Source organism: Amycolatopsis plumensis (assembly GCF_042652605.1).
In the GTDB taxonomy this organism is placed as follows: Bacteria; Actinomycetota; Actinomycetes; order Mycobacteriales; family Pseudonocardiaceae; genus Amycolatopsis; species Amycolatopsis plumensis.
Map to the genome: position 1 here is coordinate 5228849 of NZ_JBHSJY010000001.1, position 15023 is coordinate 5243871.

Below are 15023 nucleotides of genomic sequence, written 5' to 3' on the forward strand. Positions count from 1 at the left end.
TCACTGAACGGGCAGGTCGAGGGCGGCCTGGGCGGCCCTGACCAGGCCGGGATCGTCCGGAGTGGACGGTCCCGGCGCCCAGACGGCCTGCACGAGCCGGACGGAGGAGCCGTCGAGCTTGCTGGCGTAGGCGGCGTTCTCGAAGCGCGGGGCGGGCGTGGCGCCCCACTGGCCGGTCTCGGTGGCGAGGTCGAGGACGCCCCCGCCGCCGGGGGTGTCGACAACGGCCTTGAAGGCGGCGGCCTGGGCGGCATCGGGGAAGGCGACGACCCCGATGGTGACGGCCCCGGCACGGCCGTCGACGGTGGCGGCGTAGCTGGCGCGGCTGACGCCGGAGCAGCTGGTCTGCTGCAGGCTGGCTTGGGCATCCCCGAAGGCGTGGGAAGCACACCGCTGATCCCCGCCGGCGGCGCGCAGGGCGAACTGGAGGCTGCGCACGGGGGCGGGCTGGGAAGTGCTGACGGCCGTCGTCGTTGTCGGCGCCGCCGTCGTCGGGGCGGGGGCGGCGGCGGTGCCGTCACCGGTGGTGGCGACCGCGATGGCGGCCACGCCGAGCAGCACGAGGACGGCGATGGCACCGAGAGGCAGCCACCGGACGGTGCGCGGGGCGGTTGAGGCGGGTTCGGGCTTCGGCCGTGGACGGGGGAAGGGTTGCGGGGCGGCCGCGGGGAGCGGGGCGCTTTGCGGCTGGGGTTCGCTCGGGTGGGGTTGCGGTTCGGTGGGCTGCGGCGCGGCCGCGAGGCGCGGAGAGCCTTGGGGTTCGGTCGGTCCGGAGCCAGTTGGCTCGGGCTGCGGTTCGGTGGGCTGCGCGGGGCGCGGGGAGCTTTGCGGCTCGGGTTCGGTCGGTTGGGAGCCGGTCGGCTGCGGTTCGGCCTCGGCACCGGCCTTGGTTTCGGCTTCGCTCGGGAGAGTGCCGGGCGACTCGGCTTCGGCCAGTGGCGCGGGAGTTTCCGGCGCTCGCCCGGCTTCGGCGGAGAGGGTTTCGGTCCGCTCGGCCTCGGCGGCGGCGGATTCAGCCGGGTCCGGCTCCGCGGCGGGGGCGGGCTCCGGGGGCTGGGGTCGCTCCGCAGTCTCGGCGCCGGGGAAGACCGGTCGCGTGGTGGGGTCCGGTTCCGGCTGGCCCGGGGAAGGGAGTGCTTCGGCGGGCGGGGGAGTGGTTTCGGTGCCGGGGAAGGCCGGTGCGGCGGGCTTGCCCGGTTCCTGTTGGGCAGGTGCCGGGAGAGTTTCGGTGCGTTCGGCAGCCGGGGAAGTGGTCTCCGTGTCCGCGGGAGGCTCCGGCTCGGCCTCGGCGGCCGGAGAACTGCTCTCCGCAGGCTGCTCCGGCTGGGCTTCGACCGGGGTCTCGCTCCGCCAGGCGGCGGTGCCCGCTGTGGCCGGGGTGGCTGCCGCGGCTGCGGTGCCTGCGGTGGCCGCCGTGCCTGCGGTGCCCGCGGTGCCTGCGATGTCCATCCCGGCCGAGGCGTCCGGACCCGCCGCAGAACCTGCCGCGCTCTGCGGCTCCTCCGCCGGATCGTCCCAAAGGGACTCCGGCGGCGAGTCGTCCGTCAACCTGCTGAAGCCCTCTCCCAGCAGGACCTCGTCCGAAAACTCCGGTGCCGACGGCGCCAGTCCGCGGATCAGGGCCCGCACCTGGTCCACCGATCGGGGCCGGTGGGCCGTCGCCAAGGACACCGTGGCCGCCAGCATCGTCGTCGGGGTGGGGTGCAGGACGCGGACCGGGCCCGCGAGGTCGGCCGCCGGCTGGTCGACCGTCTCCACGTACGGGCCCACCGCGATGATCGTGCCCACCGGGGCCGTCCCCGGGACCAGCGAAGCGATCAGCCGTTCGCACGCCTGGGAAACGTCCAGGGCCTCCGTGGCCGGGTTCACCGAATCGTCGTCGGCGACCAGGGGCCAGCCGTCCGCCTTCCAGGGGCCTCCCAACGGCGCCTCCAGGCGGAGGGCCGGGTCCGGGAGATCCACTCCGATGACGATGATCACTCCGTGGGGGAGCAAGACCACCGCCTCGATCGGGCGCTCGGCCACCCCGCCCACGCCCACCAGTGCGATCCCGCCGATCACGGTGCTGCCGCGGCCCAGGGACGCCAGTGCCGCCCGGATGTCGTCCGCCACCCGGGACTGCTGCCGCTCCAGGCGCACCAGTCGCACCGCTTCCCTCCCTGCTCGTCGGTCCGGGTCAACACGCTAGCGCGCGCAGCGCAATGATCCGCGCGACACGGGCGCGCCGCGGCCGCTTGCCCTCCGAAAGTGGTGCCGCGGGTGACTTGTGGTGTTCATGTGGCCAAACGGCACGGTTGGGGTGCAGAATGTGCTACAACGCATCGGAGGCGGCATTCGGGAGCCGCGCTGAGGCCCGCGCTGCAGCTCGAAGTAGGGCGTAGGGGAAGACGTCCCTCGTCGAGCAAGCGGAGGTAGCAGTGAGCACCCGTGGCAGCACCCGAGGTGTGGTGTACGTCCACTCGTCGCCGTCTGCGGTGTGTCCGCACGTCGAGTGGGCCATTTCGGGCACCCTGGGTGCCCGCGTTGACCTGAAGTGGACGGCGCAGCCGGCCAGTCCGGGTCAGCTTCGCGCCGAATGCGGCTGGCGCGCGCCCGCGGGCACCGGCGCCAAACTGGCGTCCGCCCTCAAGGCGTGGCCGATGATTCGGTTCGAAGTCACCGAAGAGCCCAGTGCGGGCGTCGACGGCGAACGGTTCTGCTTCGCGCCCGGCCTCGGCCTGTGGCACGGCCGGACCAGCGCCAACGGCGACATCGTGGTGGGCGAGGACCAGCTCCGCGCGCTCGTCAGCATGACCCGCGGGGGCGAGTCCCTCGCGCACAAGCTGGACGAACTCCTGGCCGCGAGCTGGGACGAAGCGCTCGAGCCCTTCCGCCACGCCGGTGATGGCGCGCCGGTGACCTGGCTGCACCAGGTCGGCTGAGCCCCGGGACGGGGGCCGGTACGCTCTCCGGCGTGACCACCCCCGCCCCCAGCTCTCGCCAGCGCTGGCTGGTGCCCGTCGTGGTCGTGGTGCTGTCCGTGACCGTCGGCGGCGGCCTGCTCGCGCGCGAAATCTACCGCCGGCCCGACCAGCCGGCCGACGACGCCTCCAGCGCGGTGCCGACGACGGCGCCGTCCAGCAGCGGCGCGCCGGCCGCGGTGGACGACGACGTCCGGATGACCGACGACGCGCGGGCGCACCCGCAGGCCGACGCCGTCCGCAAGGTGCTGAAGAAGTATTTCGAGGCCATCAACACCAAGCAGTACCCGCAGTGGACCGCCGTGGTCACCGACGAGCGGGCCGCCGGCCAGTCGCAGGGCGACTGGAAGAAGGGCGTTCGGAGCACAAAGGACAGCGATGCCCTCGTCTACCGGATCGAGCGCTCGTCCGGGAACTCGCTGCGGGTCCTGGTCGGGTTCACCAGCCGGCAGGACATCGAGGACGCCCCGCCGTTCTTCCGCGAGCCGTGCATCAAGTGGCGGCTCGTCATGCCGCTGGTGGTCGACGACGGGACCCTGAAGGTCGCCGCCGTCGACGGGGGGCCACCGCCCGAACACGAAAAGTGCTGAAACGGAGAAGGGCCCGGCCGAAGCCGGGCCCTTCTTCAGTTGCGGGACGTTCAGGCCGCCGGGGTGAACAGCAGCGCGGTGTTGTGGCCGCCGAACCCGAACGAGTTGCTGATCGCCGCGGTCAGCTCGACCTTGCGGGGTTCGCCCGCGACGACGTCGAGCTGCACCCGCGGGTCCAGGTCGGTCAGGTTCCGGGTGGCCGGCACCAGGCCGTGGTAGAGCGAAAGGATCGTGATGATCCCCTCGACCGCGCCCGCCCCGCCGACGAGGTGGCCGAGCGAAGCCTTCGGCGCCGTCACGACCACGTGCTCGCCGATCGCGTTGCGGATCGCCGCCGCCTCGCCGATGTCACCGACCACAGTGGACGTGGCGTGCGCGTTCACGTGCCCGACGTCCGCCGCGGTGACGCCGGCCATCTTCATCGCCGCGCGCATCGCGGCGATCTGGCCGATGCCCTCGGGGTGGTTGCCCGTGATGTGGTAGGCGTCCGAGGTGATGCCGTGGCCGGCGATCGTCGCGTAGACGCGCGCTCCGCGGGCCTTCGCCAGGTCCGCGCGCTCCAGGATGACCACGCCGGCGCCCTCGCCGAGGACGAAGCCGTCGCGGTTGGCGTCGAACGGCCGCGACGCGGCCGCCGGGTCGTCGTTGCGCGTGGAGACCGTGCGGGCCTGGGCGAACCCGGCCAGCGTGATCGGGTGGATGCACGCTTCGGCACCCCCGGCGATCACGACGTCGGCGCGTCCGGAGCGGATCATCTCCACCCCGCTGGCGATGCCCTCGGCACCCGAGGCACAGGCCGAGGCCGGGGAGTGCACCCCGGCCCGCGCCTTGAGGTCGATGCCGACGTGCGCGGCCGGGCCGTTCGGCATCAGCATCGGCACGGTCAGCGGCGACACCTTGCGGAGACCCTGCTGGTGCAACAGGTCGTTCTGGGTGAGCAGGGTGACCGGGCCGCCGACGCCGGTGCCGATCGACACGCCGAGGCGGTCGGGGTCGACGTCGGTGTGCTCGTCGGTCGGCTCGGTGTACCCGGCGTCGGCCCACGCCTGCCGGGCGGCGATCAGCGCGACCTGCTCGCAGCGGTCCATCCGGCGGGCCTGCACCCGGGGGAGGACCTCCGAGGGATCGACGGCCAGCTGACCGCCGATCTTGACGGGCAGCTGCAGCTCCTCGACCCAGTCGGCCTCGATCGCGCGAACCCCGCTCTTCCCGGCCAGCAGACCGTCCCAGGTGGACGTGACGTCCCCGCCGAGCGGTGTGGTGGCGCCGAGACCGGTGATCACGACGTCGATGTTGCTCATGGGAGTCTCCTCAAGGAGGGAAGAGGACTTACTTCGAGTTGGCCGACACGTAGTTCACCGCGTCGCCCACGGTCTTGAGGTTGGCGAGCTCGTCGTCCGGGATCTTGACGCCGAACTTGTCCTCGGCCTGCACGGCGATCTCGACCATCGACAGCGAGTCGATGTCCAGGTCGTCCACGAACGACTTCTCGGCGGTGACGTCGTCCTGAGCCACACCGGCGACCTCTTCGACGATCTCGGCGAGGCCGGCGAGGATCTCAGCGTTGTCAGCCATGGGGGTGTTCCCTTCTCGGTCTTACTGGGGTCTGTTTCCCTCGGGCGAATGCCCGCGGGGAGCGTAACGGTGGTCAGGGGCAGATGAACGCCTGCCCGGCGTAGGACAGGCCCGCGCCGAACCCGACCGCCAGCACCACGTCGCCGGGCTTGGCCGTCCCGGCCTTGCGCATGTGGTCCAGCGCGAGGGGGATGGACGCCGACGAGGTGTTGCCGGAGTACCTGATGTCGTCGGCGACGACCATGTCGTCGCGGGCGCCGTTGGCCCGCAGCTTCTTGGCGATTGCCTCGACGATGCGCAGGTTCGCCTGGTGCGGGATCAGCACGTCCACATCGGACGGCTTCAGCCCGGCGACGTCGAGCGCGCGCAGCGCGATCGGCGCGATCTGGGTGGTCGCCCACCGGAAGACCGACTGGCCCTCCTGGTAGATGTACTTCTGGTCGCGCATGTAGATCAGATCGACCAGGTCGCCCGCGCTGCCCCACGAGACCGGGCCGATCTCCGGCTCGTCGGACGCGCCGACCACCGCCGCACCCGCGCCGTCGGCGAAGATGATCGCGTTGGCCCGGTCGACCGGGTCGACGGAGTCGGTGAGCTTCTCCGCGCCGATGACCAGGACCTTCTTCGCCGAGCCGGCCCGGATCAGGTCCGAGGCGACACCGAGGCCGTAGCAGAACCCGGCGCACGCGGCGTTGAGGTCGAACGCGCCGGGGCTGGGGATCCCGATCCGGGCCGCCACCTGCGCGGCGGCGTTCGGGATGAGCGTCGGCATCGTGCAGTTCGGCAGGATCACCGTGTCCACTTCGGACGGGTCGACGCCGGCGTCCTCGAGCGCGGCCTTGCCGGCGGCGACGGCGAAGTCGGTCAGCGACTCGTCCTTCTCGGCGAAGCGCCGCTCGACGATGCCGACGCGCGCCTGGATCCACTCGTCGCTGGTGTCCATGATCTTCGAGAGGTCGTCGTTGGTGACGATCTTCTCCGGCTGCGCGCTGCCGATACCCAGCACGCGGCTGCCGCGGGAGCCGATGTTGAGGCTCAGGGCCGGTCGGTCGGTCACGAGGCGTCCTCCTGGCGCAGCGCGGCCAGCTCGGCCGGCGTCTTCAGCGCGGTGGTAGTGGTGACGACACCCTTGAGCTGCCGCTTGACCAGGCCGGTCAGCGTGCCCGCGGGCGCGAGTTCGATCGTGCGGGTGACGCCGAGGGAGACCAGGCCGTCCATCGTCAGGTCCCAGCGGACCGGGCGGGTGACCTGGGAGACCAGGCGCGCCAGGTACTCGGCGCCGCTGGTGACGACGGCACCGTCCGCGTTGGACAGCAGCGGACGGACCGGGTCGGCCGGGGTCAGCTCGGCGGCGTGGGCGCGCATCGCCTCTTCGGCGGGCGCCATGTAGTGCGTGTGGAACGCCCCGGCGACCTTGAGGGCGCGGATCTTCGTGCCTTCGAGGGGCTCGGCGACGATCTTCTCGATCGTGTCGGCGGCACCGGAGGCGACGATCTGCCCCGCGCCGTTGCGGTTCGCCGCGGTCAGGCCCTGCCCTTCGAGCCACGCGACGACCTGCTCGGGGTCCCCGAGCATGACCGCGGCCATCGACGTCGGTTCCAGCGCGCACGCCTTCGCCATCTCGGCACCGCGGACGGCGGCGAGCGCGACGGCGTCTTCCGGCCGCAGCACCCCGGCGATCGCGGCGGCCGCGAGCTCGCCGACGGAGTGGCCGGCGACCGGCGCGTCCGCGGGTACCGGGGCGGTGGCCTGGAGGTGCTCGAAGGTGAGCAGCGACAGCGCGACGATCAGCGGCTGGGCGATCGCGGTGTCCTGGATCTCGTCGGCCTCCGCCTCGGTGCCGAGGCGGAGCAGGTCGAGCCCCGCGCGCTCGGACCACTGCGCGACGCGCTCGCGCGCGCCGTCGAGGTCGAGCCAGGGCGTGAACATACCGGGGGCCTGGGACCCCTGACCGGGAGCGAGGACTGCTGCTGTCACCCTTCAAGACAACACGGCGAACGGGGTTTCCCGGGATGCCGACGTTCACAGTGTCTGTGCGGCGTCTTTGTCGGAACCCTCCAAAGATGCGGCGTGGAAGCTCGCGCGTAACCCGGATGCCTTGTCGGGTTCAATCACCTTTCGCTGTTAAGTCCATCACGTGACGCCCGTCTCGGGAAGCGCCCCAAAGCCACATTGGGGCCCTGGGAGCCGGGTCGTCACCAGAGGCCGCGAGCGCGAGCCAGCCGTCCGACGGTCAAGGCGATCCGCAGCACCAGCGCGTCCCGCGGGTCGGTGGCCTGGCAGCCGGTCAGGTCCGCCGCCTTGCGCAGGCGGTACCGGACCGTGTTCGGGTGGACGAACAGCGTCTTCGCGCACGTCTCCAGCACGCCGCCGCTCTCCAGGTACGCCTCCACCGTGCGCTGCAGCGTCGGCCCGGCCTCTTCCAACGGCCGGGCGATCGTGTCCACCAGCAGGCGCTCGGCCTCCGCGTCGCCCGACAGCGCACGCTCGGGCAGCAGGTCGCCCGAGCGCACCGGGCGGGGCGCGCCCGGCCAGCCGACCACCGCGCGCAGCCCCGACAACGCCTCCGTCGCGCTGTGGTGGGCCTCCGCCAGCGTCGGCACCGTCGGGCCGGCGACCACCGGGCCCTCGGCGAACGCCACCGACATCCGGGTCAGGATCTCCCGCTCCTTCACCCCGCCGTCGGTCGGGCCGCCGACCACGACCACCAGCCGCGAACCCTGCACCGACAGCAGCACCGGACGCCCGACGCGGGCCGCGCGGCTGCGGACCTCGAACACCACCGTCGGCGGGTCCTCCGACGGCGGGTTGCCGACGAGGACCGTGGCGGCGGCCGAGGGCTCCCAGCCCAGCGCCGTGGCCCGCGAAAGCACCGACTCCTCGGCGTCGCCGCGGACGATGCCGTCGACGACCAGCGCCTCCAGCCGGGCGTCCCATGCGCCGCGCGCCTCCGCCGCGGCGGCGTAGGAATTGGCCGCCGCGAACGCGATTTCCCGGCCGTAGCGCAGGATTCCCTCGATCAGCGCGGCGCGTTCCGCCTCGGTCGCCGCGAACTCGGGCAGCTGCTCCTCGAACACCTCGATGGCCAGCCGCACCATGCCGACCGCCTGGCGCAGGCTGATCCACCGCGACAGCTCGGCCGGCGCGTCGCGGAACGCCTCGGTCGTGAGCTTGAGGGCCTCTTTGGAGTCCCGCAGCCAGGAAACGAACCCGGCGGCCCCGGCCTGGGTGATCAGCAGGACGCTCGCGCGCTGGTCGGCGGGCAGCCGGGCGAACCAGGGCAGCCGCCGCTCCATCACCGCGATGCTCGCGCTCGCCAGGCTGCCGGACGCGTGCTCCAGCCGCCGGAGCGTCTTCGCGGACAGTCCGTGGTGCTTCGGCACCCGGCGCGGGGTGGGGGTTCCATCCATGGCGCCCGCGATCCTACGTGCCCGCAACTTTGGTAGCCCCTCGCGGCAACGCGCGAGGGTAGGCGGTGCGTGTACGCACTGCCTAGGATCGGGGCCACACGAGAACGGGGGAACCGGAATGACCGGTTTGGAAATAGACGGGATATCCAAACGCTACGGCGACGTGGTCGCTCTGCGGGAGATGAAGTTCGACGTCCGGCCGGGGGAGCTGTTCGGGTTCGTCGGCAGCAACGGCGCCGGCAAGACCACGACCATGCGGATCGCGCTCGGCGTGCTGTCCGCCGACTCCGGCGAAGTCCGCTACGAAGGCGCGCCGGTGACGCACGAAACGCGCCGCCACATCGGCTACATGCCCGAAGAACGCGGCCTCTACCCGAAGATGAAGGTGGCCGAGCAGCTGACGTACCTCGCGCGGCTGCACGGCATGCCCGCCGCCGACGCGCAGGCGTCGGCGCAGCGGTGGACCGAACGGCTGGGGGTCGCCGGCCGTCGCGACGACGAGGTGCAGAAGCTGTCGCTGGGCAACCAGCAGCGCGTGCAGCTGGCCGCGGCGCTGGTGCACGAGCCGCGGATCCTGGTGCTCGACGAGCCGTTCTCCGGCCTCGACCCGGTCGCGGTCGACGTGATGAGCCAGGTGCTCAAGGAAAAGGCGGCCGAGGGCGTGCCGGTCGTGTTCTCCAGCCACCAGCTCGATCTGGTCGAGCGGCTCTGCGACCGGGTCGGGATCGTCCGCAGTGGACAGATGGTGGCCGTCGGCACGGTCGGCGACCTGCGGGCCGGCGGTGCGGTGCGGCTGCGGGTCGACGTCCCCGAGGCCGAAGCCGGGTGGGCCGACGGCCTGCCCGGGGTGAAGGTGCTCGGCCGGACGGGCTCGGTGACCGAGCTCGAACTGGGCGAGGACGCCGACGACCAGGCCGTGCTCAAGGCGGCGCTGGCCACCGGGCCGGTCCGCGAGTTCGCCCGTGAGCAACCGTCGCTGACCGAGCTGTTCCGGTCCGTCGTCTCGACCGAGGAGGTCCCCGCATGAGCACCCCCGACGTCCGGATGAGCCCGGCGGCCGCGGTGGGCCTGGTCGCCTCCCGCGAGATCAGCACCCGCGTGAAGTCGAAGGCCTACCGCATCAGCACCGCGGTCACGCTGCTGCTGATCGTGGTCGGCATCCTGGCGGTCAAGCTGTTCGCCGGTGACGGCGCCGACGCGAAGGTCGGTTTCACCGCCGCCACCGCCGGCTTCTCGGCGCCGCTGACGGCGACCGGGAAGACCCTCGACGAGAACATCGAGACCACGCAGGTTCCCGACGAAGCCGCCGGGCGGGCGAAACTGGCCGACGGCTCGCTCGACGCGCTGCTCACCGGGGACGGCCGGAGCCTGCACGTCCAGGTGAAGAAGGACCTCGACGGCATGCTCGCGAACGTCCTGCAGGTGCTCGCCCAGCAGGTGGCGGTCAACCAGCAGGTCGCCGCGCTGGGCGGGGACCCCGCCCGGTTCCAGGCCGCGATCGCCTCGGCGAAGTTCGTCGAGGACCCGCCGCTGGAGCAGCCCTACGACTACAACGGCCAGCAGCTCGTGCTGGGCATCATCGCGGGCATCCTGATCTACATGTCGCTGCTGCTGAACGGCCAGACCGTCGCGCAGGGCGTCGTCGAGGAGAAGACCTCGCGGGTGGTCGAGCTGCTGCTGTCGACGATCAAGCCGTGGCAGCTGATGGCGGGCAAGGTGCTCGGCATCGGCCTGGTCGGGCTGATCCAGATGGTCGTGATCGGCATCGGCGGGGTGGTGACCGGGCTGGCGACGGGCGTGCTGACGATCTCGGTCTCGGCCGCCGTGGGCACGGTCGCCTGGCTGATCGTGTGGTACCTGCTCGGGTTCTTGATGTACTCGATCGTGTTCGCCGCGCTCGGGGCGCTGGTTTCGCGCCAGGAAGACGTCGGCGGCGCGACGACGCCGGCGCTGATGTTCGTGATCGCCGGATACGTGATCGGCATTTCCGTGCTGCCGTCGGATCCGGGCAACACGTTCGTCGAAGTGCTTTCGGTGATTCCGGTGTTCTCGCCGACGTTGATGCCGATGCGGCTGGCGATGGGCGGAGTGCCCGTTTGGGAAGCCGTGGTGTCGGTGGGGCTCGTGGTGCTGATGATTCCGGGGCTGATCTGGTTCGCCGCGCGGATCTACCGGAACGCGGTCATGCGGACCGGCGCGAAAGTGAAGCTCCGGGACGCCCTGCGGGCCGCCTGAGGCATTTCGCCGGTGTAATGCTCGAGGCCGCCCGGCGCTTGCGGTTTACGCTGCGCCGGACGGCCTCGTCTCCCCGGTCCCCACCGGTAGAACCAGTATGGCCACGAGTGATCTTCGCGCGCCAGTCGTCTCACTCGATCGTGGGGCGCACGAGTTGCCGCCCCTGGGTACTTGATCGACGATCCGGTGCAAATCCGTGGAGGGAGTCGGTATGGGCGAGCAACTCAAGGACGGGCTCGGGCAGGCGTGGGCCATGGTGGCCACGTTCGTCCCGAAACTCGTGGGATTCCTGGTCATCCTGCTGATCGGCTGGTTGATCGCGAAAGCCGTCTCGAAAGGGCTGGCGCTCGTGCTCGGGAAAGCCGGATTCGGGAAACTGGTCGAACGGACCGGGCTGAGCGGGAAGATCGGCCAGCAGAAGTTCGACGCGACCGGGATCCTCGTCAAATTGGTGTATTACTTCATTCTCCTGATCGCGCTGCAGCTGGCTTTCGGCGTGTTCGGGCCGACCAACCCGGTGAGCCAGCTGCTCAACGACATCATCGCGTTCCTGCCGCGGATCGTGGTGGCACTGGTGCTCGTCGTGGTGGCCGCGGCGATCGCGAAGGTGGTGCGGGACGTCGTCGCGTCCGCGCTGTCCGGCCGCGGCGCGGCGCGCCCGCTGTCGCTGGCGGCCTACTGGCTGATCATGGCGTTCGGCATCATCGCGGCGCTCGGCCAGGTGAACATCGCGACGGCGATCACCGGCCCGATCCTGATCGCGGTGCTGGCGACGATCGGCGGCGTGATCGTCGTCGGCTTCGGCGGCGGCCTGATCAAGCCGGCCCAGGACCGCTGGCGCGGCTGGATGGCGAGCATGGAGCACCAGCTGGAGACCCCGGCGCAGCGCACGGGCGAGATGGGCACCGGCCCGGCGGCCCCGCGCGCGACGGTCGACAGCACGCCGACCTCGCCGGTCGGCACCCCGCGCCCGCAGGGCTGAGGCCGGAGGAGCGGCGCGGGCCCGGCGGACGGGGATGCCGCCGGGCCCGCGCCGTTCGCTCGCTCGGGTCCCCGGTCCGGCGGGCCCCACCGCGCTCCGGAGGTCATGAATGACTCATTCCTGACCTCCGAAGACCTGAATGAGTCATTCAAGGCGCCCCGCTACCCTCACCGCATGGGGGTCGTCGCGGCGCTCTGGCGCTATCCGGTGAAGTCGATGGTGGGCGAACGCCTGACCGAGGCCAAGGTCGGCGAACGCGGCTTCGACGGTGATCGCCTCTACGCGGTCCGCGATCCGGACGGCAAGTTCGGCAGCGGCAAGAACACCCGCCGCTTCCGGCGGATGCCCGGCCTGAACACCTTCGCCGCGCGGTACGCCGGTGACGTCCCGGTGATCACCCTCCCGGACGGTCGCACCGCCCGCGGCGACGCCGACCTCGCGGCCGCCCTCGGCCGCCCCGGCGTCGCGTTGACCAAGGAAGCGGACGTCCCGCACCACGACGAGGCCGCCGTCCACTTGCTGACGACGTCATCGCTGGCCTGGCTCGCCGAGCGCGCGCCCGAGGCCGAGATCGACGCCCGGCGGCTGCGGCCCAACCTCCTGCTCGACACCGGCCCGGCGCCGGAACTCACCGAGGACACCTGGGTGGGCGAGCGCATCCGGATCGGCGAGGTCGAGCTGGAGATCCTGCGCAAGGCCGTCCGCTGCGTGATGGTCGACCTGCCCTGGGACGGGCTCCCGACCGCACCGGGGCTGCTCAAGACGATCACCGCCGCGAACGGCATGACGCTCGGCGTGCACGCCCGGGTCGTCCGCGGCGGCACGCTGCACGTCGGCGACGTCCACAGCATGGGATGTTCCACCGCTCACGCTCCCTAGGGAATGCGTCCGTCAGCGAGCATGTTGGGAGCGGTAGGACGAAAGGGGCGTGACGTGGACTTCCTGCTGCACCACGGGATCACCGTGCTCGGCCAGTGGATTTCGATCGCGGAGCTCGCCGGGCAGGTGTTCGCGCTCGCCGTCGTGTTCCTCGCGCAGCGTCGCACCCTGTGGACGTGGCCGGTTCAGGTCGGGGCCACCGTGCTGCTGTTCGCCGTCTACGTCTCCGCGCACCTCGGCGGGCTCGCCGCCCGGCAGGTCGCCATCCTCGCCATCTCCGTCTACGGCTGGTGGGCCTGGACCCGCCGCCAGGACCCGGTCTTCGGCGTCGTCGTCCGCAAGGGCCGGCTCGCCGAACGGCTGGCGATGCTCGGCGCCTTCGTCGTCGGCACCACCGTGATGGCGCTGGTCCTCGACGCCCTCCACGCGTCCTGGGCGCCCTGGCCCGACGCCGCCATCTTCGTCGGCACCCTCGTCGCCTTCGGGGCGCAGGGGCTCGGGCTGGTCGAGTTCTGGCTGGTCTGGCTGGCCGTCGACGCGATCGGCGTCCCGCTGCAGATCTCCTCCGGGCTCTACTTCTCGGCCGCGATCTACATCGTCTTCGCCGGGCTCGTCGTGCACGGCTGGTGGAGCTGGAACCGCTCCGCGAAGCGCGTCGAGGCGCGGGTCATGGCAGCATCCAGCTGAGCGCCGCCGTGCTCTGACCCCACACGATCAGGCACAGCACCAGCAGCAGCCCGACGCTCCACGGCAGCACCTTTCGCAGCAGCTTGCCCTCTTCGCCGGGCAGGTTCGCCGCCACGCAGGCGATGGTGAGGTTCTGCGGCGACACCATCTTGCCGAGGACGCCGCCGGAGCTGTTCGCCGCGGCCAGCAGGTTCGCCGGCAGGCCGGTCTGGTGCGCCGCCGTCACCTGCAGGGCGCCGAACAGCGCGTTCGCCGAGGTGTCGGAGCCGGAGACGGCGACGCCGAACCAGCCCAGCACCGGGGAGAGGAACGCCAGCCCGGCGCCCGCGGCGGCGATGAACGTGCCGATCGTCGACGTCTGGCCGGACAGGTTCATCACGTAGGCGAGCGCGAGCACGCCGGTGACGGTGAGGATCGCGAACCGCAGCTCCTTGACCGTGGCGAGCCACTCGCTCGCGGCGCCGCCCGCCTTCACCGCCAGCAGCGCCGCCGTGATCACGCCGGCCAGCAGGACCAGTGTCCCGCCGGTGTTGAGGACCGGCAGCGAGAACGTGTTGCCGGACACCGGTTTCCCGTTCGGCGCGGCGACGTTCAGGCCGGGCCAGTGGAACTTCCAGGTCGCCTTGTCCAGCAGGCGCTTGACCGGCGGGAGCACGGCGATCGAGAAGATCACGATGATGAGCAGGTACGGCAGGTACGCCTTGACGACGTCGCCGCGCGCGTCTTCCGGCGGTGTTTCGGCCGACGCCGTGCCCCCGTTGCCGATCCGGACGGCCTCGGGCACCGGCCGCCGGGTCTGGGGCAGGGCCACCAGCGCGGCCGCGCCGGCCAGCGCGGCGCCGATGTCGGCCAGCTGCGGTGACACGTAGTTCGAGGCGAGGAACTGGACGAGCCCGAACGCGACCCCGCAGACGAGCGCGGGCAGCCAGGTGTCCTTGAAGCCGCGCTTGCCGTCGACGATGATCACCAGCAGCAGCGGGACGACCAGGGCCAGCAGCGGCGTCTGGCGGCCGACGATCGAGGAAACCTCCTGCAGCGGCAGGCCGGTGACCTGGGCGAGGGTGACGACCGGGGTGCCCATGGCGCCGAAGGCGACCGGCGCGGTGTTCGCGACCAGCGCGACCACGGCCGCCTTGACCGGGTGGAACCCGACGGCCACGAGCATCACGGCGCTGATCGCGACCGGCGCCCCGAACCCGGCCAGCGCCTCCATCAGCGCGCCGAAGCAGAAGGCGATGATCAGCGCCTGGATGCGCGGGTCGTCGGAGATCCGGCCGAACGAGCGGCGCAGCACGTCGAAGTGCCCGGTCCGCACGGTGAGCCGGTAGATCCACAGCGCGTTGACGACGATCCACATGATCGGCCACAGCCCGAACGCGGCGCCCTGCAGCGCCCCGGAGACGGCCTGCACGACCGGCATCCCGTACGCGGCGATGCCGACGACGAGCGCGACGAGCAGCCCGATGAGCGCGGCGTGGTGCGCCCGCATCCGGACGGCCCCGAGCAGGACGAGGACGGTGGCGAGGGGCAGCACGGCGACCAGCGCGGACAGGCCGAGTGAGCCGAGGGGAGTCAGATCCTGCACGAACACGGGCGACCTCCGTTTCCACGATGCGAAAACGGCCTTTCGGCGGGTGCCCGAGATCTTCGTCACAAACCAGGCGGTCCGTCAAGAACTTGAGACCGGTTGGCCCAGCGCGTCAGT

At 71.8% G+C, this 15023-nt stretch carries 14 protein-coding genes; 7 read left to right on the forward strand and 7 right to left on the reverse strand.

Annotated elements, in window-relative coordinates:
- Positions 1-2148: a hypothetical protein gene (locus ACFPLC_RS25355; protein WP_378193280.1), complete on the reverse strand. Its 2148-nt coding sequence runs from the start codon at positions 2146-2148 to the stop codon at positions 1-3.
- A gap of 269 nt (positions 2149-2417) precedes the next feature.
- Here ACFPLC_RS25355 and ACFPLC_RS25360 point away from each other — a divergent pair, with 269 nt between their 5' ends.
- Positions 2418-2921, forward strand: coding sequence for a DUF3145 domain-containing protein (locus ACFPLC_RS25360; RefSeq protein ID WP_191315073.1), 504 nt, complete (start codon positions 2418-2420; stop codon positions 2919-2921).
- Positions 2922-2953: 32 nt separating this feature from the next.
- Positions 2954-3550, forward strand: coding sequence for a hypothetical protein (locus ACFPLC_RS25365; protein ID WP_378193277.1), 597 nt, complete (start codon positions 2954-2956; stop codon positions 3548-3550).
- A gap of 50 nt (positions 3551-3600) precedes the next feature.
- Here the strand turns inward: ACFPLC_RS25365 and ACFPLC_RS25370 are convergent, their stop codons facing one another.
- The 5 genes from ACFPLC_RS25370 to ACFPLC_RS25390 all read right to left on the reverse strand — a co-directional run bounded on the left by ACFPLC_RS25370 (position 3601) and on the right by ACFPLC_RS25390 (position 8535).
- Positions 3601-4851 (reverse strand): beta-ketoacyl-[acyl-carrier-protein] synthase family protein, encoded by a 1251-nt coding sequence (locus ACFPLC_RS25370; protein WP_378193274.1) that lies wholly within the window; start codon positions 4849-4851, stop codon positions 3601-3603.
- Positions 4852-4879: 28 nt separating this feature from the next.
- On the reverse strand, positions 4880-5125 hold the full coding sequence (locus tag ACFPLC_RS25375) for an acyl carrier protein (RefSeq protein WP_004559006.1): 246 nt from the start codon (positions 5123-5125) through the stop codon (positions 4880-4882).
- A gap of 73 nt (positions 5126-5198) precedes the next feature.
- Positions 5199-6182, reverse strand: coding sequence for a beta-ketoacyl-ACP synthase III (locus tag ACFPLC_RS25380; RefSeq protein WP_378193270.1), 984 nt, complete (start codon positions 6180-6182; stop codon positions 5199-5201).
- Positions 6179-7102: an ACP S-malonyltransferase gene (locus ACFPLC_RS25385; protein WP_378193267.1), complete on the reverse strand. Its 924-nt coding sequence runs from the start codon at positions 7100-7102 to the stop codon at positions 6179-6181. Before ACFPLC_RS25385 ends, ACFPLC_RS25380 begins: the two co-directional genes overlap by 4 nt.
- A 218-nt stretch (positions 7103-7320) precedes the next feature.
- Entirely contained in the window at positions 7321-8535 is a 1215-nt protein-coding gene (locus ACFPLC_RS25390) for a PucR family transcriptional regulator (protein ID WP_378193264.1), read from the reverse strand.
- A 118-nt stretch (positions 8536-8653) separates the two neighbouring features.
- Between ACFPLC_RS25390 and ACFPLC_RS25395 the strand changes: the two genes are divergently transcribed.
- The 5 genes from ACFPLC_RS25395 (at position 8654) to ACFPLC_RS25415 (ending at position 13318) form a co-directional block, all read left to right on the forward strand.
- Positions 8654-9562: an ABC transporter ATP-binding protein gene (locus ACFPLC_RS25395; protein ID WP_378193261.1), complete on the forward strand. Its 909-nt coding sequence runs from the start codon at positions 8654-8656 to the stop codon at positions 9560-9562.
- A complete protein-coding gene (locus ACFPLC_RS25400; RefSeq protein ID WP_378193258.1) occupies positions 9559-10770 on the forward strand; it encodes an ABC transporter permease in 1212 nt (403 codons plus the stop codon). The genes ACFPLC_RS25395 and ACFPLC_RS25400 overlap by 4 nt, the downstream gene beginning before the upstream one ends.
- 211 nt (positions 10771-10981) lie before the next feature.
- Positions 10982-11752, forward strand: a complete 771-nt coding sequence (locus ACFPLC_RS25405; protein WP_378193255.1) for a mechanosensitive ion channel family protein — start codon at positions 10982-10984, stop codon at positions 11750-11752.
- 174 nt (positions 11753-11926) lie between these two features.
- On the forward strand, positions 11927-12631 hold the full coding sequence (locus ACFPLC_RS25410) for an MOSC domain-containing protein (RefSeq protein WP_378193252.1): 705 nt from the start codon (positions 11927-11929) through the stop codon (positions 12629-12631).
- 54 nt (positions 12632-12685) lie between these two features.
- Positions 12686-13318 (forward strand): nicotinamide mononucleotide transporter family protein, encoded by a 633-nt coding sequence (locus tag ACFPLC_RS25415; protein WP_191316827.1) that lies wholly within the window; start codon positions 12686-12688, stop codon positions 13316-13318.
- Here ACFPLC_RS25415 and ACFPLC_RS25420 read toward each other — a convergent pair.
- Positions 13299-14909, reverse strand: a complete 1611-nt coding sequence (locus ACFPLC_RS25420) for an L-lactate permease (protein ID WP_378193249.1) — start codon at positions 14907-14909, stop codon at positions 13299-13301. The genes ACFPLC_RS25415 and ACFPLC_RS25420 overlap by 20 nt on opposite strands.
- Positions 14910-15023 lie beyond the last annotated feature (114 nt).